This window comes from Pseudomonas peli, assembly GCF_050563605.1.
Classification (GTDB): domain Bacteria; phylum Pseudomonadota; class Gammaproteobacteria; order Pseudomonadales; family Pseudomonadaceae; genus Aquipseudomonas; species Aquipseudomonas peli_A.
On record NZ_JBNXUH010000014.1, the window covers coordinates 37,827 to 60,490 of the forward strand.

Annotated in this window: 16 protein-coding genes; 11 read left to right on the forward strand and 5 right to left on the reverse strand. The window is 61.7% G+C overall.

Translation table 11 applies throughout. The annotated features are described in order from the left end of the window. Window positions 1–26 precede the first annotated feature (26 nt). The 3 genes from ACQ4LH_RS16390 to ACQ4LH_RS16400 are packed head-to-tail and all read left to right on the forward strand — an operon-like array spanning window position 27 to window position 7,133. Window positions 27–3,446, forward strand: a complete 3,420-nt coding sequence (locus ACQ4LH_RS16390) for a PAS domain-containing sensor histidine kinase (protein ID WP_430698131.1) — start codon at window positions 27–29, stop codon at window positions 3,444–3,446. Continuing rightward, window positions 3,443–3,904: a response regulator gene (locus ACQ4LH_RS16395; RefSeq protein WP_430698132.1), complete on the forward strand. Its 462-nt coding sequence runs from the start codon at window positions 3,443–3,445 to the stop codon at window positions 3,902–3,904. The genes ACQ4LH_RS16390 and ACQ4LH_RS16395 overlap by 4 nt, the downstream gene beginning before the upstream one ends. After that, window positions 3,897–7,133: an EAL domain-containing protein gene (locus ACQ4LH_RS16400; RefSeq protein WP_430698133.1), complete on the forward strand. Its 3,237-nt coding sequence runs from the start codon at window positions 3,897–3,899 to the stop codon at window positions 7,131–7,133. The genes ACQ4LH_RS16395 and ACQ4LH_RS16400 overlap by 8 nt, the downstream gene beginning before the upstream one ends. Here ACQ4LH_RS16400 and moaE read toward each other — a convergent pair. The 5 genes from moaE to dmeF form a co-directional block, all read right to left on the reverse strand. Beyond that, entirely contained in the window at window positions 7,125–7,583 is a 459-nt protein-coding gene (moaE, locus tag ACQ4LH_RS16405) for a molybdopterin synthase catalytic subunit MoaE (protein WP_430698134.1), read from the reverse strand. The genes ACQ4LH_RS16400 and moaE overlap by 9 nt on opposite strands. A gap of 2 nt (window positions 7,584–7,585) precedes the next feature. Next, window positions 7,586–7,828: a MoaD/ThiS family protein gene (locus ACQ4LH_RS16410; RefSeq protein WP_160013380.1), complete on the reverse strand. Its 243-nt coding sequence runs from the start codon at window positions 7,826–7,828 to the stop codon at window positions 7,586–7,588. After that, the gene (moaC, locus tag ACQ4LH_RS16415; protein WP_430698135.1) at window positions 7,825–8,301 is read right to left on the reverse strand and encodes a cyclic pyranopterin monophosphate synthase MoaC; all 477 of its coding nucleotides are present in this window, start codon (window positions 8,299–8,301) and stop codon (window positions 7,825–7,827) included. Before moaC ends, ACQ4LH_RS16410 begins: the two co-directional genes overlap by 4 nt. A gap of 156 nt (window positions 8,302–8,457) precedes the next feature. Further along, entirely contained in the window at window positions 8,458–9,849 is a 1,392-nt protein-coding gene (locus ACQ4LH_RS16420; RefSeq protein ID WP_275960946.1) for a PhoH family protein, read from the reverse strand. 301 nt (window positions 9,850–10,150) lie between these two features. After that, window positions 10,151–11,152, reverse strand: coding sequence for a CDF family Co(II)/Ni(II) efflux transporter DmeF (gene dmeF, locus ACQ4LH_RS16425; protein WP_430698137.1), 1,002 nt, complete (start codon window positions 11,150–11,152; stop codon window positions 10,151–10,153). 138 nt (window positions 11,153–11,290) lie between these two features. Here dmeF and yaaA point away from each other — a divergent pair, with 138 nt between their 5' ends. From yaaA to ACQ4LH_RS16465, 8 genes are all read left to right on the forward strand, one after another. Then, a complete protein-coding gene (gene yaaA / locus ACQ4LH_RS16430; protein WP_430698138.1) occupies window positions 11,291–12,070 on the forward strand; it encodes a peroxide stress protein YaaA in 780 nt (259 codons plus the stop codon). A gap of 605 nt (window positions 12,071–12,675) precedes the next feature. Further along, a complete protein-coding gene (gene algD / locus ACQ4LH_RS16435; protein ID WP_430698140.1) occupies window positions 12,676–13,986 on the forward strand; it encodes a GDP-mannose 6-dehydrogenase in 1,311 nt (436 codons plus the stop codon). Window positions 13,987–14,088: 102 nt separating this feature from the next. After that, on the forward strand, window positions 14,089–15,570 hold the full coding sequence (locus ACQ4LH_RS16440; RefSeq protein WP_430698141.1) for a glycosyltransferase family 2 protein: 1,482 nt from the start codon (window positions 14,089–14,091) through the stop codon (window positions 15,568–15,570). A gap of 67 nt (window positions 15,571–15,637) precedes the next feature. Next, entirely contained in the window at window positions 15,638–16,825 is a 1,188-nt protein-coding gene (locus ACQ4LH_RS16445; RefSeq protein WP_430698142.1) for a PilZ domain-containing protein, read from the forward strand. Beyond that, on the forward strand, window positions 16,822–18,213 hold the full coding sequence (locus tag ACQ4LH_RS16450) for an alginate biosynthesis protein AlgK (protein WP_430698143.1): 1,392 nt from the start codon (window positions 16,822–16,824) through the stop codon (window positions 18,211–18,213). Before ACQ4LH_RS16445 ends, ACQ4LH_RS16450 begins: the two co-directional genes overlap by 4 nt. Then, the gene (locus ACQ4LH_RS16455) at window positions 18,210–19,649 is read left to right on the forward strand and encodes an alginate export family protein (RefSeq protein ID WP_430698144.1); all 1,440 of its coding nucleotides are present in this window, start codon (window positions 18,210–18,212) and stop codon (window positions 19,647–19,649) included. The genes ACQ4LH_RS16450 and ACQ4LH_RS16455 overlap by 4 nt, the downstream gene beginning before the upstream one ends. A 32-nt stretch (window positions 19,650–19,681) precedes the next feature. Continuing rightward, on the forward strand, window positions 19,682–21,232 hold the full coding sequence (gene algG, locus ACQ4LH_RS16460) for a mannuronan 5-epimerase AlgG (RefSeq protein WP_430698145.1): 1,551 nt from the start codon (window positions 19,682–19,684) through the stop codon (window positions 21,230–21,232). Window positions 21,233–21,242: 10 nt separating this feature from the next. Then, a complete protein-coding gene (locus ACQ4LH_RS16465; RefSeq protein WP_430698146.1) occupies window positions 21,243–22,655 on the forward strand; it encodes an alginate O-acetyltransferase in 1,413 nt (470 codons plus the stop codon). Window positions 22,656–22,664 lie beyond the last annotated feature (9 nt).

The window sequence follows — 22,664 nt, forward strand, 5'->3', positions numbered from 1 at the left end:
GATTGATCACCACTACAGGAGTAGCGATGCATACCCGCCACCTGATCGCCGCCGCCTACCTACACGTGCTGGCATTCGCCATGCTCGGTATGGGCGCTATCAGCCTGACCGGTTACCTGCTGCTCGAACAAACGACCCGCCACAGCGTGGTGCTGCTGCCCGACAGCGCGCTGATGTCAGTGCTGATGGGCGGGCTGATTCTCGCCGCGACCCGGCAGGCCATCGCGGCGCGCAACCTGCTGGCCGCCCTGCTGGTCGCACTGACCCTCTACAGCTTGCTGCACAATCTGCTGGCGGGCGGCGCGGATATCGAGCAGTCCTGGCTTAGCGGCTTTTTACGCATGCGTAGCGGCCTGGCCCTGAGCATGCTGCTAGCCACCCTGGCGCTTTGCCTGAGCAGCGGCGCACGCCTGGCCAGCCGCTGCGCACTGCTAATTGGCGGCGCGCTGATGGCCCTGGCTGTACTTTCGCATCTGGCTGAAAACTGGCCGGTATTTGGCGTCATCCGCCTGGGCTTCAAATACGACTCGACTCATGTCGCCAACCTTTTTGTCCTGTGTCTGGGCCTGAGCATCATTTTGCTCAGTCTGCGCCCACGCGGAGAACAGGACCTGCTCGACCCGCGCACACTCAGCGCCGGCATCTTCGGCACACTGCTCGCCTGCAGCAGTTGGTACCTGCTGAGCACGCAAGCAATCAACATCATCACTCGTGAAGGCGACCTGCTGCTGGCGAAGACGGCAAGCGCTACGACCCAGGATCTGCAGAGTCACTTGGCACTGATGCAGCGCATGGCCGATCGCTGGCAGACAGTCGGGCGCTTGCCGAGCACCAGCCTCTGGCAGCAAGAAGCGCATAGCTATCTGCGCGACTTCCCCAATCTGGAGCTGCTGGCGCTGCTCGATCACAACTTCGAGCCAAGCCGCGTCGAAGCCCGCAACCCGGGCCAAGCCGCCTGGCTGCGGCAGTTTTTGACCGATGCCGACCAGCACAGCTGGCTGCAGCAGATGCGCGATAGCAAGCACCCACACATTGGCCAGACCCGCGGCTATGGCGACCCACACGTACGCAATACGCTGATTGCCACCCCGCTGCACTTGCCCGGACAACCGCCGCTACTGCTGGTCGCCAGCCTCAACGTAGCCGGCGTACTGGATAGCCTGCTGGGCCGCGACCTGAAGGGTTTTATCGTGCACGCCCGCGAAGGTGATCGGCTGCTGTACGACTCGACCGACGGCCCCAGCCAATACACCACCCCAGTCAGCCAGCACGACCTGCTGCTGCCCCACGGTCAGACCTGGCACCTGAGTGCCTACGTCGATAATCCCAAAGCCCTGAATGCCGCCAAACACCTAGCCACCCTGACCCTGCTATTCGGCCTGACTCTGAGTTTCTTCCTGCTGCTCAGCCAGCGCCTGGCCTGGCTGGCCACCCAGCACTCGCAGCAACTGCAAAATGCCAACCATGAGCTGCAGCAAAGCCTGGCACTGCAGCTGCGCACGCAAAACCTCAACCAGCGGATCATGCAGTTCACCCACGACGTGTTCTGCTCGATCGACCGTCAGGGGCGCTTCCACGAACTCAGCCCATCCTGCGAGAAGCTTTTCGGCTACTCGGTTGAGGAGCTGATCGGCCGGACCTTTATCGAGTTGGTGCTGGCCGAAGACCGCCAGCAGACCCAGGAGGAAATCATCGCCAGCATGCACGCACGCGCCAGCTACACGCTGCGTAACCGCTGCCGGCATCGGGATGGGAGCATCGTGCATGTGCACTGGACGGTCGACTGGTCCACCCCGGACCAGACGCTGTTTGCCGTCGCCCATGACATCACCCAGCTGGTGGAGAACGAGGCCTACGCCGAAAGCCAGCGGGAGATCCTCAGCATGATCTCCAACGACCGACCGCTGGGCGAAATCCTCGAAGCGCTTTGCCTGATGATCGAGAGTCAGCAGCCCGACGCCCTGTGCTCGGTGCTGCTGCTCGACGCCACTGGGCAACAGCTGCACACCGGGGCCGCACCCAACCTGCCAGAGGCCTATAACCAGGCCGTGGATGGTCTGACCATCGGCCCCAACACCGGCAGCTGCGGCACGGCGGCGTTCCAGCAAAAGCTGGTGATCACGGCCGACATTCGCAGCGACCCGATCTGGCAGGACTACCGCGACCTGGCCCTGGTCCACGGCCTTATGGCCTGTTGGTCGTTCCCGTTGATCTCCCACGATGGCAAGTGCCTGGGCACCTTCGGCGTGTATTACCGCCAGCCCCGAGTGCCGAGTGACGAACAGATCCAGAGTCTGGCCACCGCCGCCCAGCTGGCAGCCATCGGCATCGCAAGGGCAGCCGACCGTCACCACCTGCAGGAAAGCCAGCAGCGCTTCCGCTCGTTGTTCGCCTTCAACCCCGACCCGGTATTTTCCTTTGACCTGCAGGGCAACTTTCTCAGCATCAACGATGCCGGCCAACAGCTGCTGGGGCTAAGCGAAGCCGAGATCATCGGCCAGCACTTCACCCAGCTGATCGCCAGCGACCAGCAGGCAACGATCCGCGAGCACCTGCAGGCGGCCAGCGCCGGCACACCGCAGCACTATGAAACGCGCCTGCAAGGCCGCCAGCACAAACCCCTGATCCTGGACGTGACCAATCTGCCGATCATGGTCGATGCGCAGATCGTCGGGGTATTCGGCATCGCCAAAGACGTCAGCGAGCGCCATCAGACCCAGCAAGAGCTGCAGGCAACCCTGCTCGAACTGGAACGTAGCAACAAGGAATTGCAGGAGTTCGCCTTCGTCGCCTCCCATGACCTGCAAGAGCCGTTGCGCAAGATCCAGGCCTTCTCCGAGCGCCTGGCCAGCCGAAACACGACTCTCGGTGACGAAGACCGCGACTACCTGCAGCGCATGAACTCGGCCGCGGCGCGCATGCAGGCGCTGATTGTCGACCTGCTCAACTACTCGCGGGTCAACACTCGCGGCCAGCCCCTGCAGCCGCTGGACCTCAACCAGCTGCTCGGTGAGGTACTCGGCGATATGGAGGCTGCCATCGAACAGAGCCAGGCGCGTATCGAATACCCGCAACTGCCGGCGGTGCTGGGCGACCCCAGCCAGTTGCGCCAGGTGCTGCAGAATCTGCTAAGCAATGCCCTGAAATTCCAGCCCCCCGGCAACCAACCGCTGATCCGTTTGTATGTGGAGGCGCAGGACGGTGCACACTGGACCCTGTGCATTGCCGACAACGGCATCGGTTTCGACGAGAAATACCTCGACCGCATCTTCAACCCTTTCCAGCGCCTGCACGGGCGCGAGGCTTATGCCGGCACCGGGATCGGCCTGGCCATCGTCAAGAAAATCGTCGAACGCCACGGCGCGCGTATTACGGCCAGCAGCTCGCCGGGCCAGGGCAGCGTATTCCGTATCACCTTTCCCACTCTCGACAAGGCCAGCCCATGACCACAGCTCAATTGGTACAGATCGTGATTGCCGACGACGATCAAGACGATTGCCTGATGACCCGCGAGGCCTTCACGGAGTGCCGCATCCACAACCCCCTGCACTTCGTGCATGACGGCGAAGAGCTGATGAACTACCTCAAACGCCGTCCACCCTACGAGGATGCGACGCGCTACCCGCTACCGGGGCTGATCCTGCTCGATCTCAATATGCCGCGCATGGACGGCCGCGAAGCGCTGCAGGCGATCAAGAGCGATGCCCAGCTGCGCAGCATCCCCGTGGTGATCCTCAGCACCTCCTCGGCCGACGAAGATATCCGGCGCAGCTACGCCATGGGGGTCAACTCCTTTATCACCAAGCCGGTGAGCTTTAGCGGCCTGCTTGAGGTAGTAAACAACCTTGGTCGCTACTGGCTGCAGGTCGTCGCACTGCCCACAGACGGAACCCGCAATGATTAAAAATGCATCCGGCTGGAAACTGCTGCTGATCGATGACGATGAGGACGACTTCATCATCACCCGCGACATCCTGCGGCAGAACCTGGACATGCCGCTCGAGCTGGACTGGTGCAACAACTTCCAGCAAGGCCTGGAGCTGGTGCTGAGCGAGGAATACGACCTCTACCTGGTGGATTACCGCCTGGGCGCGGACTCCGGCCTGGAGCTGATCGACAACGCCCTGCAGCGCGGCGTGGTCAAACCGATCATTCTGCTGACCGGCCAGGGCGATACGCACCTGGATGCCAGCGCCATCGAACTGGGCGCCGCCGATTACCTGGTCAAGGGCCAGTTCGACAACCGGCAACTGCTGCGCAGCATTCGCTACGCGATCGACCGCAGCCTGGCCAGTGCCGAACTGACCGACAGCGAAAACCGCTACCGCCTGCTGTTCGAGGCCAACCCCGAGGCCATGTGGGTGTTCGACAAGGAAACCCTGTGCTTCCAGGCCACCAACCTGGCTGCCACTCGCCTGCTCGGCTACTCCCAGGCCGAATTCAAGAATATGAGCGTGCTGGATATCCGCAGCCAGGACGAGCAGCAGCGCTTTCTCGACTACTACAACAGCCGCCTGCGCGACACGCCGATTGCCGACCCGCAGGCCGGCGTCTGGACCTACCAGCACAAAGCCGGGCATGAGCTGCACGCCGAAGTGCTGGTGCACGACTTCGAGTTCGACAAGCAACCCAGCTGCCTGGTGCTGGCCATCGACGTCACGGAAAAACACAAGATCCATCAACAGGCCGCCCGCCGCGAGCTGTCATTCCGCAAGCTGCTCAATGACACCCGCGATGCGCTGCTGGTGGTCGATGAACAGGGCCAGCTGTGTTACGCCAATCCGGCGGCCGAGCAGCTGTTCAAGACCAGCCAGGCGCAGCTACAAGAACAGACCTTCGACCTGCCGCTAGACGCCGAGGAACTCTTCGAGTGGCACCTGACTACCCCGGCCGGCGAGCTACTGGAGGTGGAAATCCACCTCTCGGAAACCGACTGGGAGGGGCGCCAGGTGCGCTTGCTGTCGCTGCGCGATATCAGCGAACGCAAGGAGGCAGAAAAACAGCTGCGCTTGCTCAAGCGCGGTCTGGCCTCCAGCTACAACGGCGTGGTCATCACCGACGCCCTGGCCAAGGATCAGCCGATCATCTATATCAACCCGGCGTTCGAACGCATCACTGGCTACACCGAGGCCGAGGCGCTGGGGCGCAATTGCCGCTTTCTGCAGAACGATGAGCGCGATCAACCGGCCCTGGAGCTGATCCGCCACAGCCTGGCGCAGCAGATCGAAGTGCACGTGGTGCTGCGCAATTACCGCAAGGATGGCAGCCCATTCTGGAACGACCTGTATATCTCTCCGGTGCTCGACGAGCAGGGCCAGGTCAGCCACTTTATTGGCGTACAGAACGACATCAGCGAAGAGAAACGCTACCAGGCCGAACTGAGCTTCAATGCCAGCCATGACGTGCTCACCGGCCTGCCCAACCGCGCCCTGCTGGAAGACCGTCTGCGCCAGGGCTGCCAGATATCCCAGCGCTACCAGCGCAGCCTTGCGGTGATGTTTATCGATCTGGATGGTTTCAAGCCGATCAACGATTCGATCGGCCACCATTCCGGCGATCAGATCCTTATCGAAGTGGCCCGGCGCATGTGTACCCAGGTGCGCCCCGGCGATACCGTGGCGCGCATGGGCGGCGACGAATTTCTGGTGTTGCTGCCGGACCTGGCCCGTGAAGAAGACGTGCTGCTGGTGGCCGAGCGCTTGCTCAGCGACATCGCGCGGCCCTATAGGGTAGACGGCCTCGACCTGCACGTCACCGCCAGTATCGGCATCACCCTCAGCGACGGGCTGCTGGCGCAACCCTCGCAACTGATCCAGCAGGCCGACCTGGCCATGTACAAGGCCAAGCAGGAAGGCCGCAACAATTACCAGTGGTACACCAACGACCTCAACCAGCGGGTCGGCGAACGGATGACCCTGCGCAACGAACTGCAGAAGGCCCTGGATAGCCAGGCGTTCGACCTCTACTACCAGCCGCAGATCGATGGCCGCACCGGTCGCGTGGTTGGCGTCGAGGCCCTGCTGCGCTGGAATCACCCCGAGAAAGGCTTTATTCCACCGACCCTGTTTATCCCCATAGCCGAAGATACCGGGCAGATCATCCCCCTCAGCGCCTGGGTGCTGGACACCGCCTGCCGGCAGATGCACCAGCTCTGCGAGCAGGGCATGAGCGGACCGACGGTGGCGGTGAATATCTCCTCGATCCACTTCCAGCGCAGCAACTTCGTCGAGAGTATTCAGGCGGTACTGCACAAGCATCAGCTCAGCGCCGAACGGCTGGAGCTGGAGATCACCGAGGGCGTGCTGCTCAACCATGCAGAGCAGGCGATCAGCACCCTGCACCAGCTGAAAAAGCTCGGGGTGAAGATCGCCATCGACGACTTCGGCACCGGTTTCTCAAGCCTCAACTACCTCAAGCGCCTGCCCATCGACAAGGTCAAGATCGACCGTTCCTTCGTCGAGGAGATCGTCAGCGACCAGCACGATGCCGCTATCACCCAGGGGATCATTTCCATGGCCCACCACCTGCGCCTCAAGGTGATCGCCGAGGGTGTGGAGACCGAGCCACAGTTCGCCTTTCTGAAGAAGAGCCACTGCGACCTGTTTCAGGGCTATTACTTCGCCAAGCCCATGCCCTTTGCCGAGCTTGAGGTGTTTCTCCGCGAGCGCATGCTGACCCAAAACCCGAGCCTGCCGCAGCTAAGCGGCAACGACCCGGCGCAGACCCTGCTGTTGCTGGATGACGAGGAAAATATCCTGCGCTCCCTAGCCCGCTTGCTGCGCCGCGATGGCTACAAGATTCTGATGGCGACCCGCGCCCAGGATGCCTTCGAGCTGCTGGCCAAGCACGACGTGCAGGTGATCCTGTCTGACCAGCGCATGCCGGAGATGAGCGGCACCCAGTTTTTCAGCCGGGTCAAGGACCTACACCCCGACACCATGCGCATCGTGCTCTCGGGTTACACCGACCTGAAATCGGTCACCGACGCGATCAACCAGGGCGCCATCTACCGCTTTCTGACCAAACCCTGGGACGACGAACAGCTGCGTCAGATCATTGCCCAGGCCTTTCGCGAGCACCGCAGCAAGGACATGGCACGCGACAGCCAGACGCCGCAGCGACCCTCAGCCTGAGGTTTTCCAGCGCTCGGCGGCAGCCTGGTCGGAACAACGCCCTTCGACCCAGCGCGGGCCGTCGGCGGTGTCTTCCTTCTTCCAGAACGGCGCGCGGGTTTTCAGGTAATCCATGACGAAGTTGCAGGCGTCGAATGCCGCCTGACGGTGGGCGCTGGTGGTGCCGACAAACACAATCGGCTCGCCCGGTTCCAGGCGCCCGATACGGTGGATGATCTCGATACCCAGCAACGGCCAGCGCTGGGCGGCTTCGTCGGCAATCTTGCCCAGGGCCTTCTCGGTCATGCCAGGGAAGTGTTCGAGAAACATGCCGCCGACTTCGCGCCCTTCGTTGAAATCGCGCACATAGCCGACAAAGCTGACCACCGCGCCAATGCCCAGGTTGGCGGCATGCAGGGCGTTAAGCTCAACGCCCGGATCGAAGGGGTGCGACTGGACGCGGATGGCCATACTCAGCCTCCGGTGACAGTGGGAAAGAACGCCACTTCATCGCCGGCGGCCAATGGCTCATCCAGGCTGCAGAGTTCCTGATTGCGCGCGCACATCAGGTTCTGCTCAGCCAGCACATCCCAAACCCCACCGCGACTCAGCAGGTGTTGGCGCAGCTGATCAAGGCTGGCGAACTCGCCGCTCAGCTGCTCGCCATCCAGACCCAGGGCCTCGCGGTAACGGGCGAAATACTGCACGCGGATCATTCTTCTTCCCCAGCAACAAAATGTCCACTCTTGCCGCCGACCTTCTCCAGCAAACGCACGCCTTCGATCACCATGCCGCGATCCACCGCCTTGCACATGTCATAGATGGTCAGCGCGGCGACGCTGGCGGCGGTCAGGGCTTCCATTTCCACGCCGGTCTGCCCGGTCAGCTTGCAACGCGCGGTGATGCGCACGGCATCCGCGCCCTCAGGCGTCAGTTCAACCTTGACGCTGGTGAGCATCAGCGGATGGCACAGCGGGATCAGATCGCTGGTTTTCTTCGCTGCCTGAATACCGGCAATGCGCGCCACGGCAAACACATCACCCTTGGGGTGATCGCCCTGGGCAATCATCTGCAGGGTTTGCGGGCGCATGCGCACCAGGGCTTCTGCCACGGCTTCACGGACGGTCAGGGCTTTATCGCTGACATCGACCATATTGGCGCGGCCTTGGGAATCGAGATGGGTTAACACAGACAGACTCCAGGCAGGTGTCCGGCGATTGTAAACCCAGGGGTCAGGTTTCGGCACCTGTGAATGCCAAGGGATTCAGACGAGAGGTTATGCGGCGAGGTCCGCACCCGGCCCTGCAGCCGTAACGGCCTGCAGGGCGAGCGAGGTGGAGGGGTGTTACATATGGGTTTCGGCGTACTCGGCGAGGATCGAGCGCGGCACCCCTTGCAGAGTGATGTGCACGCCATGCTCGAAGTCTTTGAAGCGCTCCGTTAGGTAGGTCAGGCCCGAGCTGGGCGCCGACAGGTAAGGGGTATCGATCTGCGCCAGGTTACCCAGGCACACCACTTTGGAGCCGCTGCCGGCACGGGTGATGATGGTTTTCATCTGGTGCGGCGTGAGGTTCTGGCATTCGTCGATCAGGATCAGGCTCTGCTGGAAGCTGCGGCCGCGAATGTAGTTGAGGGATTTGAACTGCAGCGGGACCTTTTGCAGGATGTAGTCGACGCTGCCGTGGGTGTTCTCGTCGTCCATATGCAGGGCTTCGAGGTTGTCGGTAATCGCGCCGAGCCAAGGCTCCATCTTCTCGGCTTCGGTGCCGGGGAGAAAGCCGATTTCCTGATCCAGCCCCTGCACGCTACGGGTGGCGATAATCCTGCGGTAACGCTTGCTGACCATGGTCTGTTCAATGGCCGCTGCCAGGGCCAGGATGGTTTTACCAGAGCCGGCCGCGCCGGACAGGTTGACCAGATGGATGTCCGGGTCAAGCAGGGCAAACAGCGCCAGTGACTGGTAGATATCCCGCGGACGCAGGCCCCAGGCCTCCTGGTGCATCAAGGGTTCCTGGTGCATATCGAGAATCAGCAGTTCGCCGTGCTTGATGCCCTTGATCCAGCCGACAAAGCCCTGCTCGTCGATGATGAACTCGTTGACATGCACCGCAGGCAGGTTATCGGTGAGCTGCACGCGGTGCCAGGTACGGCCATGGTCCTGGCGGGTTTCCACCTTGTTCACGCGGTCCCAGAAGGAGCCGTCCATGTTGTGGTAACCCTGCGACAGCAAGGACACGTCGTCGACCAGCTGGTCGGTGTGGTAATCCTCGGAATCGATGCCACAGGCGCGCGCCTTCAGGCGCATGTTGATGTCTTTGGTAACCAGCACCACGTTGAGACCGGGGCGCCGGGACTTCAGCTCGACCAGCTGATTGATGATCTTGTTGTCGTTGAGGTCTTCCGGCAGCCAGGTCACCGGGGTAGCGCTCTTGCTCATAAGAATTGAGAGAAAGCCGCAGGGGCCGCTCTTGTCACGCTGGATGGCGACGCCGTGTTCCACTTCCTCGGGGTTGGCGCTGCCGAGAATCTTGTCGATCAGACGGATGGCCTGGCGGCACTCGGCGGCCACGCCCTGTTTGCCGGTTTTAAGCTTGTCCAGTTCCTCCAGTACGGTCATGGGAATTGCAACGTGGTGCTCCTGAAAATTCAGCAGCGCGTTGGGGTCGTGGATCAGCACATTGGTATCGAGGGCGTACAGGGTTGGGGCGGTGGGCTTGGAGCGTCCGTGGTCATCCATACTCGGTCACCTTCTTGTAGTAGCCAAGCAACGCAGGGGCGAGACTGCGCCGCGGAGGGGCCGTCGACTCCTCAGTGCCGAGGCTGAGAAGGCTGCAAAAAGGTGAGGGCCAATGGCCGCCACCTGTCTGCAGGGTTCGGCGGTCTTGCCTTTTAATTACTCCAATTCAGATGACAGAAAAACGTTTTTTTCAGCATTTACAGGTTTATTTGTCGGAGCGACAAATAGCGCTTGGCGCACTGCGCGGTCGCCGTTAAAGTCGGAAGTCCCACCGGCTTTCGAGCTGCGCAGATTTTTCCATTCACCCCCGCTCCACCCCGTGCACATCGGCACAGCGATTGACCTCCACGGTCACATGCACCAGCTCCGCAATCCCCGCCAGCCGCGCCTTGTAGCGATCCGCAGAACCGTCGCCATGGGTTACCACGCTGACGATGCAGGCGAACTGCGCCCGGCCAACGCGCCATAGATGCAGATCGGCCAGTTCAGTGTCCGCCTCCTGGGCCAAGGCAGTGCGCACGCGCTCGACCACCGGGCTGTCCATCTCGCGATCGAGCAGCACCTTGCCGGTTTCGATCAGCAGGCCCTTGGCCCATACCGCGATAATTACCGCGCCGATCACGCCCATCAGCGGATCGAGCCAATCCCAGCCCAGCAGCAAGCCGCCGAGCAAGGCGACGATGGCCGCCACCGAGGTCAACGCATCGGCCAGCACATGGATAAAAGCGGCGTGGCGATTAAGGTCCTTTCCCGCCGCTGGCGCTGTGTGGTCGTGGTCGTGGTCGTGGTCGTGGTCGACACGATCATGCGCGCCGGCGTGGCTATGGCCGTGAGCATGACCGTGATCATGGCTATCGCGTAGTAACCAGGCGGAGACCAGGTTGACCAGCAAGCCGATCACCGCCACCCACAGGGCCATCTCGAAGGCGATTACCTGAGGCTGCAACAAACGCCAGAAGGACTCGAACGCCAGCATCGCCACCACGACCAGCAACATCAGTGAGCTGGCAAAGCCCGCCAGCACCTCAACCTTCCAGGTGCCAAAAGCAAAACGCGGGTCGTTGGCGTAGCGCCGCGCCAGCAGGTAAGCCAGCGCCGTCAGGCCGATGGCGAGCATATGCGAGGCCATGTGCCAGCCATCGGCGAGCAAGGCCATGGAGTTGAACGCATAGCCGGCGACAATTTCTACCAGCATGGTCACCCCGGTCAGCGCGGCAACACGCCAAGCCTGACGTTCGGCGGTGGTTTCCAGCGGGCGGTAGTCGTGGGATGGCTCCCAGCGCGAATGGTTGCAAGCGGTCATGACAGCTCCTTGAGAGTTCGACCTGGGCAGACTACAACCCCGTGGCGGCCCCTGGGTCAAGCGCCTCAATCGCCCTTATAGGTAGTCTCAAGCGCCAGCAGCTTCTAGAATCGCCGCAGACTTTTAGGAGCACAGCTTATGTTGATGGTGATTTCCCCGGCCAAGACCCTCGATTACGACACCCCGCCTGCGACCCCGCGTTTTACTCAGCCCGAACACCTCGACCACGCGCAGGACCTGATCCAGCAGCTGCGCGACTTCACTCCAGCGCAGATCGCCGAACTGATGCACCTGTCGGACAAACTCGCCGGCCTCAATGCCGCGCGTTTCGGCAGCTGGGAGCGGCCGTTCAATCCGTCCAACGCCAAGCAGGCGCTGCTGGCGTTCAAGGGCGATGTGTACACCGGGCTTAACGCCGAGGATTTCAGCGAGGCCGACTTCGATTTCGCGCAAACACACCTGCGCATGCTCTCCGGCCTGTACGGCGTGCTGCGCCCGCTAGATCTGATGCAGCCCTACCGCCTGGAAATGGGCACCAAGCTGGCCAACCCGCGTGGCAATAACCTCTATGACTTCTGGGGCGAGCGCATCAGTGGCTGGCTGAATGAGGCGCTGGCGGCCCAGGGCGACGAGGTGCTGCTCAATCTGGCGTCCAACGAATACTTCAGCGCGGTGAAACGCAAGGCGTTGAATGCGCAGATCATCGACACCGAATTCAAGGACCTGAAGAACGGCCAGTACAAGATCATCAGCTTCTACGCGAAAAAAGCCCGCGGTCTGATGGCACGCTATATGATCAAGGAGCGTCTGACCAACCCGGCCGGCCTCAAGGACTTCACCTACGAGGGCTACGCCTACTCAAGCGCCCAGTCCACCCCCAGCAAACTGGTTTTCTTGCGTGAGCATGCCGAGCAATAGTGCTCGGCAGCGAAAATTTATTCTTCACTTGCGAACCACCAATTATTGACGCCAATTAATTATCGCGACTGTTTGACGCGCTATTAATTGGCCACCCGCCTGATTTCGTTAAACTTTTTAACCCCCTCAACCGCAACAACCCTCCTTTATCGCCGACACGCCATTAATGTGCGCCGTCGTATTTATGGCGCCAGACATATTCTGTTAAAAAGTTCGGTGACAACCGGAACTATAAGAAACGCCGGGCACTCAGACCCATGTAAGCGATTTCTTCACCGCCTCAGAGGCGTGAAGAACAGTTGCAAGTTACTGAGCAGATAAGTATCTGCGCGACTGCACTTACTCCAGCAAAAGTCTTATGGCACTTAAAGGAATAGGTTACCTAGACGCGATCCAGCAGAAACACTGAGCCAGAGCCCCGCGCGGTGATCAGCCAAACGTAAAAAAGGGCATGCTTTATATAAGCCCCAACTCTGCACCTCTTATTTAGTGCCTACTTTTTCATGCCCGGATTAATACATTCGTGCATTTTGCAATGCACTCAAAAAATAGCAGTGGCATATAGCCACGCTTAAATTTCGTAATACATGGACGAGGTAAGTGCGATGCGAATCAGTATTTTCGGTTTAGGTTATGTCGGTGCTGTTTGCGCAGGCTGCCTGTCAGCTCGAGGCCATGATGTTATTGGCGTGGATATCTCTTCCACCAAGATAGACCTTATTAACAATGGCAAGTCGCCTATTGTTGAACCGGGCCTGGAAGAGTTGCTGCAACTGGGTAAAACCACGGGGCGCCTGCGTGGCACCACCGATGTAGCAGCGGCGGTGCGCGATAGCGAAATGTCGTTTATTTGTGTCGGTACGCCGAGCAAGAAGAACGGCGATCTGTCGCTCAACTACATCGAAGGCGTGTGCCGCGAAATCGGCCTGGCCATCCGCGACAAGAGCGCCCGGCATACCGTGGTGGTGCGCAGCACCGTGCTCCCAGGCACGGTGAAGAATGTGGTGATCCCGATCCTCGAAGAGTGCTCAGGCAAGAAAGCCGGGGTCGATTTCGGCGTCGCGGTCAACCCCGAGTTCCTCCGCGAAAGCACAGCGATCAAGGACTACGACTTCCCGCCCATGACCGTGATCGGCGAGCTGGACACCGCGTCCGGTGATTTGCTGGAAAGCATCTACCGCGAACTCGACGCACCGGTGATCCGCAAGGCCATCGATGTCGCCGAAATGATCAAGTACACCTGCAACGTCTGGCACGCCGCCAAGGTCACCTTCGCCAACGAGATCGGCAATATCTCCAAGGCTGTCGGCGTAGACGGCCGCGAAGTGATGGACGTGATCTGCCAGGACCACAAACTCAACCTGTCCCGCTACTACATGAAGCCCGGCTTCGCCTTCGGCGGCTCCTGCCTGCCGAAAGACGTGCGCGCCCTGTCCTACCGCGCCAGTTCTCTGGACGTCGAAGCGCCGCTGATCGGCTCACTGATGCGCAGCAACACGGTGCAGGTGCAAAACGCCTTCGACATCATTGCCGGCTACGACAAACGCAAAGTCGCCCTGCTCGGTTTGAGCTTCAAGGCCGGCACCGATGACCTGCGCGAAAGCCCGCTGGTAGAGCTGGCCGAGATGCTGATCGGCAAAGGTTACGAGCTGAGCATCTTCGACCGCAATGTCGAATATGCGCGGGTTTACGGCGCCAACAAGGAGTACATCGAATCGAAGATTCCGCATATCTCCTCGTTGCTCAATAGCGACTTCGACGCGGTAGTGGCCAAGGCCGACATCATCGTCCTCGGCAACGGCGACGAGCACTTCGCAAGCATTGCCAATCATGCCCTGGCAGGTAAGCAAGTGGTCGACCTGGTGGGCTTTATGCCGACGGTTTCCCGCGCCGGTGCCGAAGGCATCTGCTGGTAAACCCGAGGCCGTAACCACGGTTGCAGCAGCACCTGGGCACAGCACCACAAGGTCAGTGCCGCGCCCAGGCGCTAACCCGCACATCTGAATATGGACATGCACATGGACAAGCTCAAAGCGAGCCTTAGCCAGGCCAGCGGCTGGCTGTTATACCTGACGGTGCTGATGGCACTGGCACTGGCCCTACCGCGGACGGTCTTCACCCCTGAGTCGCGCGACTTCATCCTGTTGCTCGGCGTGGTGGGCATCTGGCGTTACTCCATGGGCGCGCTGCATTACGTGCGCGGCATGCTGTTTCTCTATGTGGTTTTTCCGCATTACCGGCGCAAGGCCAAGGCACTTGGCAGCGCTGCCGATCCCTCCCATGTGTACCTGCTGGTAACCAGCTTTCGCATCGATGCGCTGACCACTGCCCAGGTCTACCGCTCGGTGATTGAGGAGGCCAGCAACTGCGGCTACCCCTGCACCCTGGTCTGCTCCATCGTCGAACTGTCCGATGAGTTGCTGATCAAGAATCTCTGGGGCCGGCTCAACCCACCGGACCAGGTCAAACTGGATTTCGTGCGTATTCCCGGCACCGGTAAGCGTGACGGCCTGGCCCACGGCTTCCGCGCTATTTCCCGGCACATGCCGGATGAACGCGCGGTGGTTGCGGTGATCGACGGCGACACCGTGCTCAGCCCCGGCGTGATTCGCAAGACCGCGCCGTTCTTCCAGCTGTTCGACAACCTCGGCGGCCTCACCACCAACGAGTACTGCGAAGTTCGCGGCAGCTACATCATGAGCGAGTGGCACAAGCTGCGCTTCGCCCAGCGCCATATCAACATGAGCTCGATGGCGTTGAACAAACGCGTGCTGACCCTGACCGGGCGCATGTCGGTGTTCCGCGCCAAGGTGATTACCGATCCGGGCTTTATCGCCGACGTAGAAAGCGACCACTTGCAGCATTGGCGCCTGGGTAACTTCAAGTTCCTCACCGGCGACGACAAATCCAGCTGGTACAGCCTGATGCGCCTGGGCTACGACACCTTCTACGTACCGGATGCGGCGATCAACACGGTCGAGCACCCGCCGGAAAAGAGCTTTATCAAGGCCAGCCGTAAATTGATGTTCCGCTGGTACGGCAACAACCTGCGGCAGAACGCCCGCGCCCTGCGTCTGGGTGTCAATCGCCTGGGCGGCTTCACCAGCCTGGTGCTGTTCGACCAGCGCGTATCGATGTGGACCAGCCTGCTCGGCCCCTGCGTGGCGATCATCGCCACCATCAAATACGGCTTCGCCTACATGCTGCTGTACATCGTCTGGATCGGCCTGACCCGCCTGATTCTGACCCTGCTGTTACTGGCCTCCGGACACCGCATCGGCCCGGCCTACCCGCTGATTCTTTATTACAACCAGATCATCGGCGCGATGGTGAAGGTCTACGTGTTCTTCCGCCTCGACCAGCAGTCATGGACCCGCCAAAAAACCAAACTCAACCGGGATCTGGCGAGCTTTCAGCGCTGGTTCAACACCTGGTCGTCACGAACCATGACCTTCTCTGCCGCCAGCGTTTTTGTAGCTGCCTTGATGTGGGTGGTGTGAATGCCACGAGCGTGGCATCGCCGCACCTTAAGCCCTGATCGACCATTAATGACCTAAGGAAATAATCATGAGCGCAGTCGTAAACCCCGTTAGCGGCATCAAAAACAGCAGCAATACCAACAGCAATGTGGTGCATGAGGCCGAGGCCCAGCGCCAGCACGCCCGGCTCAAACTGCCGGCCAAGGTGCGCTTCCTCAACGCCGAAGGCAAAGCCACGGAGCTGCCGCTGCTGGATCTGTCCGCCGGCGGTTTCAGCCTGGAGGCGAACAAAGGCGTACTGGTGGAAGGCAAGCACTACAACGGCAAACTGCTGTTTGAGGTCGACGGTATCGGCTTCTCCATGATGATCAACTTCCAGGTGCGCTCACTCGGTGAGAACCGCGTCGGCTGCGAATTTCATAACCTGCGTCCGCGCGAAGTCTCGGCCCTGCGCCACATCCTCAGCGGCTTTATGAGCGGTGAGCTGATTAACGTCGGCGACCTGCTCAACACCCTGCAGCGGGAGAACTTCACCAAGGCGCGCAGCCGCACGAGTGAAGGCGGTGGCGGCCTGTTCTCACGGATCAAGGCCATGGGCATCAGCCTGCTGGTGTTCCTGATTGGCGTGGCCGCCTGCAGCTACGTGCTCTATCAGCTGTACGACATCTACTTCATCACCCATGCCGACTCGGCCCAGGTCAGCACCCTCGGCCAACCCGTGTCGATGCCACGTGAGGGCACCCTGCAGAGCCTGGTGGAAGTAGGCACCGTAGTCAGCAAGGGCGCGCCTATCGCCACCTACTCGGCGAGCATGCTCGATGCGCTGAAGGGCGTGCTGCCGGAAAGCGAGATGACCACGGAAAACCTCGAGCGGCTGTTTAGCAAGAGCGTCCAGGGCACCCTGACCAGCCCATGCGATTGCAAAGTGGTAGCGCAACTGGTGGGTGACGGCCAACTGGCCAGCAAAGGTACTGCGGTGTTCACCTTGGCCCCGGTGGACAGCGTCGCCAGTGTCGAAGCGCGCTTCCCTTACCGCGCCTTCGATGAACTGCAACCGGGCACCGAAGTGACCTTTCTGGTCGGCGGCGAACACAGCCCACGCAGCGGCACCATCAGCAGCATGGTGTTGCAGGATGGCGGCCTGGCCTCGGATATCCGGGTGATCATCACCCCAACCGAAGCCCTGGACATCGCCCTGTCCAAGCGCCCGGTGGATGTGCGCATCCAGCCGCTGGGTGGTCTGTGGAGCACCACCACCGTGGCGATCGGTAAATGAAGCGCGCGGCCTTAACCGGCCCCCTGCTTGGCCCCCTGATCGGCCTAAGTCTGCTGACGGGTTGCGCCGGCAGCCTGCCCGATCTGGACCTGGCCAAGCAGGCCAAGGCCGGCGGCGACCTGAGCGCGGCGGAGGCGAACTTTCGCCCGCTCGCCGAGCTCGGCTATGTCGAGGCGCAGATCGGCCTGGCCGATGTGCTGATTCGCAGCGCATCGGCGCAGCAGCAGGCCCAGGGCGAGGCGCTCTATCGCCAGGCCCTGGGGCAATCGCCGCTGGCCGCGCCGCGCCTGGGCAAATGGCTGGCCAGCAAGACGCCGAACAGCCCAGAAGAACGTGCCGAGGCCACGCGCCTGCTGCGCCAGGCCATGGCCGACGGCGACAACAGCGCGCTGTTGCCCTGGGTGCGCGTGCAGCTGCAAGACCCGCAGCAGCTCAAGGATCCGGCGCTGGAGGCGCAACTGACGCAGTGGCAAAACCAGGGCATTGGCGAGGCGCAACTGGGCAAGATCCAGCTGTACCGCGCCCGTGGCGACTACAACCAGCACCTCGAGGAAATCCAGGCCACCTGCGAACGCTGGTTGGCCCAGGTCAGCGAGTGCTATGTCGAACTGGCCAGCATCTATCAGATCCAGGGTAATCAGGACAAACAGCAAGCCTTGCTGGAACGCCTGCAAAGCGACTACCAGCGCGCCCTGCTACCGCCCGAGCGCATCCAGGCCGTGGCTAAGGTATTGGCCGACAGCAGCCTGGGCCAGCCCGCGCCGAAAAGCGCAGAAAGCCTGTACCTGAGCATCACCGAGGTCTACCCGGACGCCTGGCACAGCCTCGGTGAATTGCTCGTGCGCAATCCCGAGCTGGGCGATGAGCAAGCGCTGCGCGCTTACCTGCAACAGGGTGTGGACGCCGGCTCGACGCGGGCCGGGTTACTCCTGGGGCAACTGCTGATCAAGGGCCGCGAGCTACCCGCCGACCCACAGGCCGCCGAGCGCTACCTGCTGCAGGCCGCTGTCGATCAACCGAAGGCGCATTTAACCCTCGGCAAGCTGTACGCCAGCGGCCAGTTGGGCGAAATCGATCCGCAAAAGAGCCTGGAGCACCTGCTGCTCGCTGCTCGCCGCGGTGACGTGACGGCCGACCTGGCCTTGGCCCAGCTGTTCGCCGATGGCCGTGGCGTGAAGATCAACCGGGTCTACGCCTACAGCTTCGCCCTGCTCGCCCAGCAGCACGGTCTGGCCTATGGCCAGGTGCTCGTGGAGCGCCTGGCCAGCCAACTGCAACCCGCCGAAAAAACTCAGGCCCAGGTCTTGCTCGCCCGCGAGCTCGAAGCCCGTGGCGCGCAACCGTTCAGCCTAAGCCACGCCGCAGTCTCGAGGCAGAAATCGCTATGACCCCACACAAACACACTCCGGCTTTAATGCTGTTCGCGGCCAGCCTGCTCGGCAGCCCGCTGCTGATCGCCGCGCCCCTGCCGCCTGGCTTGTCCAGCGGGGTGAATATGAAACTCACCGCCCAAGCCCTGGATGACCAGGACCTGGGCACCCGTGACGGTGGCGACTTCAATGGCGCCGGTATCAGCGTGCGGCCCTGGGTTTATGGCCTGAGCGGCAGCTGGAGCGCCTACCTGCTGGGCGAGGCGTTTCTTGCAACAGATGTGATCGAGTCCAACCCCAGCGAATCCACCACCTTCGATCCCAACGATGCGCGCACCCGCGACGACAAGTTCCTCGCCCTGCACGAATTCTGGGTCGACTACAGCGGCCTCACCGCCTACCCCGGCGAATCCTTGCGCCTTGGCCGGCAGAAACTGCGCAGCGCCGACGGCCTGTGGTGGGACAGCAATATCGAAGCGCTGCGCTGGAACTTCGACACCACCCTGCTGACCGCCCATGCCGGGATCGCGCAACGCTTCAGCGACTACCGCACCGACCTCGACGACCTGGCGCCCCAGGACGAAGAGCGCCTGCACCTGCTGGCCGATATCAACTACCAATGGCTGCCGGGCCACTGGGCCGGGCTGAAACTGCACCACAGCGATGACAGCGGCAGCCTGGCCAGCAACGGCGAGCAGCTCGACCTGCTGAGCAAGACCTACAGCGGCAAGCTGACCTGGCTCGGCGCCGAACTCAACGGCGATTTCTACGGCTCACGCCCGCAGTCGCCAGTCAGCTACTGGGCCAGCGCCACCATGCTCACGGGTGAAGTCGACAGCCTGCGCAGCGCGACTGTCGGCGACCAACGCCTGGTGACCGGTCAGGACAGCCAGGACCTCGACGCCTGGGCCGTCGACCTCGGCCTGCGCTGGAATATCGATGAGCACTGGCGCATCGGCAGCACCTACAGCCGCACCAGCGGCGGCGTCAGCAGCAATGGCAGCGATTCCAAGCAATTCCTGCAAACCGATCTGCAAAGCAACCGCTCCACCTTCACCGGCACCAATTCCGCCCTCAACCGCTTCGGCGAAGCCTACCGCGGCGAGCTGAACAACCTGCAGGCGGTCAGCCTGTTTGCCGGTTTGATCGTCGACGAGAACTACGACGCCAGCCTGGTCTACCACCGCTTCTGGCGCGTGGACGCCGACCAAGACAGCGCCAACGGCCTGCAGGCCGATCTGCTGCCTGGGGAAAAAGACCTCGGCCAGGAAGTCGACCTGGTGCTCACCCGCTACTTCAACCAGGGCCAGATGCCGCCGCAGTTGGGCTGGCTGGGTGCCAAATCGGCGCTGGTGCGTTTTCGCGGTGGGGTGTTCTTCCCCGGTGATGCCTTCGCCAGCAACAGCGACCCGAGCATGTACCGCGCCGTCGTCGATTTCGTGTGGCGCTACTGAACAGCATGAAGCGGATCCAGGAGGTGAAGAGCATGTATCTACATAGCAATAGCGCAAGAAACACCCTTGGCCTGGTGCTGACCCTGCTCAGCGGCCTGGTTGGCTCGCAGGCACTGCAGGCTGCCACCCCGGCCCTGCAGAGCTATGAAATATCCGCCACGCCGGTGGAGGCGCTGCTGCAGGCCGCGCCGCAATTACCCGATCTGACGCCCTATAGCGCCGAAGCGGTGAACGCCAAGATCCAGAGCAAACCCGCAGGCAAAGCGGGCATGCAGCGCATGATCGGGCTCAACCCGCTGATCGAATTCACCGGCGGTGATGAACGCCTGCGCGTGTGGGTCAAACGCCAAGGCGAGATGCCCCAGGTCATCGTCATCGAAGGCGGCTATGTGACCCCCGCTGACCTGGCCCGCCAGCTGCCGGCCAAGTACTTCGAGCAGACCGCCCCTGGGGTGTTTCTCGCGCGCCGGCCGATACTGGTCAACCCGGGTGCGACCCTGCATATCGACAAACACACCAAGGACCTGCGCCTGTCCAGCGACCACGGCGCGTTCCTGATCAACGACGGCAAGCTGTTTATCACCGACAGCCGCCTGACTGCCTGGCGCGAAAAGGACAACCAGCAGGACTGGTTCGAGAAGAAAGGCCAGTTCCGCCCCTTCCTCAACTCCTGGGGCGGCACTGAGACCTACATCGTCAACAGCGTGATTTCCAGCCTCGGCTACACCGCGAGCAAGTCCTACGGCGTGTCCATCTCGCAGTACAGCCCGGCCATGCACCCGATCATGCAGCGTGCCCACCCCACCGGCTGGCTGATCAACTCGATGTTCGATGACATGTGGTACGGCTTCTACTGCTATGAGGCCGACGACGTGGTGCTGCTGGGCAATACCTACCGCAACAACCTGGTCTACGGCATCGACCCGCACGACCGTTCGCGGCGCCTGATCATTGCCGAGAACACCGCCTACGGCACGGTGCAGAAGCACGGCATCATCATCTCGCGCGAGGTCAACGACAGCTGGATCTTCAACAACCGCAGCTACGACAACGAGCTGTCCGGCATCGTCATCGACCGCATCAGTCAAAACAACGTGATCGCCTACAACGAGACCTACGGCAACAAATCCGACGGCATCACCATCTACGAAAGCGGCGACAACCTGCTGTGGGGTAACCGCGCCTTTAACAACGGCCGCCACGGCATCCGCGTGCGCAACAGCCAGAACGTCGGCCTCTACGAAAACATCGCTATGGCCAACGGCCTACTCGGCATCTACGGCCATATCAAAGACCTCAACGGCACCGACCGCGACCTGCAGCTCGACCCCTTCGAAATGAAGCTGTCCCTGGAAGTGGTCGGCGGCCGCCTGGTCGGCAACCAGTCCGGGGCCATTTCAGTGGTCGCGCCCCTGAGCGTGAAGCTCTACCGCCTGGAAATGCTCATGCCGAGCAAACCCAGCGGCGTCGGCATGTTCGGCGCATTGGCCGAGGGCAAGAACCAGATCCTCGACCTGATGGTGCGGCAGAACAAAGCGGTGCTGGTCGTGCCCGCGGCCAAGTTGGCACAACGTGATAATTGAGGACCACCCAATGACCCGCTTAGCGATCATCAAACCCAGCGCCACCCTGGCCGTCCTTGGCCTCGCCATGGGCCTGCTCAACAGCGCCCAGGCGGCCGAGCCACCGACCTACACCATCGAGCCGTGCTGCAACATCTGCCCGCAGGCCCTGGAAGACGCCACCTACGACGGCGACATGAACGAGTTCAACAAACTGGTGCAAGGCCAGGAGGACTGGCTGTTCCGCACCCGCACCGACCTGATGACCCAGATGGGCACCACCGACGACGGCTACAAGCACCTGCAGGACCTGCGCGATGGCCTGGCCAAGCGTGGCGTCGAGCTGATGGTGGTGTACATCCCGACCCGCGGCATGATCAATGCGGACATGCTCAGCCCGGAGGTGCGCCAGGGCTACGACCTGCAAAAAGCCAAGACTAACTACCTGCAGGTGGTGGAGCGGATGCGCAGCATTGGCATCAAGGTGCCGGACCTGACGCCACTGCTGGAGGAGCACGGCAGCGACGAGCAGCCGTTCTTCTTCAAGCGCGATCACCACTGGACCCCTCACGGCGCCGAGTTCACCGCCGGTTTGGTGGCCGATGAGCTGCGCAAGTCCTCGGTGTTCAAGAAAATCCCGCGCAAGGAGTTTGTCACCCGTGGCGAGGGCCAGAACAACAAGATCGGCTCGCTGAACCAGGCCTTCGGCAAGATCTGCGGCTACAACTACGCCAACCAGTTCGTCACCCGCTTCGTCACCGAACCCAAGGAAGAAAGCAGCGACCTGTTCGGTGACGCCGAAGTCGCCGAAGTCATCCTCGCCGGCACCAGCTTCAGCGCCCCGCAATACAACTTCAACGGCTTCCTCAAGGAGAAAGCCGCCGTGGATGTGGATAACCGCTCGATCAGTGGCGGCGGTTTTCACAGCGCCATGCTGCAGTACCTCGGCAGCCAGGATTTCCAGGACAACCCGCCGAAGATCCTGATCTGGGAAATCACCAGCTACTACGACATCTCCATGCCGTTGTTCTACCGCCAGATCATGCCGATGCTGGCCGACGGCTGTCGCGCCACCCCCGCCGCCCTGACCAGCAAAGTCGCCCTGCGACCTGGGCTCAACGAGGTGCTGATCAACAGCGGCGACCTGCCACTGCGCAGCGAGGACTACCTGGTGGATATCCAGTTCAGCCAACCCAACGTCATGGAGCTGCGTGGCTCGCTTTGGTACATGAGCGGCTCCAAAGACAAGCTGCTTATTTCCCGCAACCAGCAGGTAGAGCCCGACGGCCGCTTTGTTTTCGGCCTGCGTGATGACCCCGAATGGGCCGGGCAGACCCTGCTGGCGATGGAGATCGACGTACCGGCAGATATGCCCGCCGGGCTCAAGGTCGAGGCCAGCCTCTGCTCGCGTCAGGCCGCCAACCAGACCGCGCTCGTCGACTAGCGTCGAGGC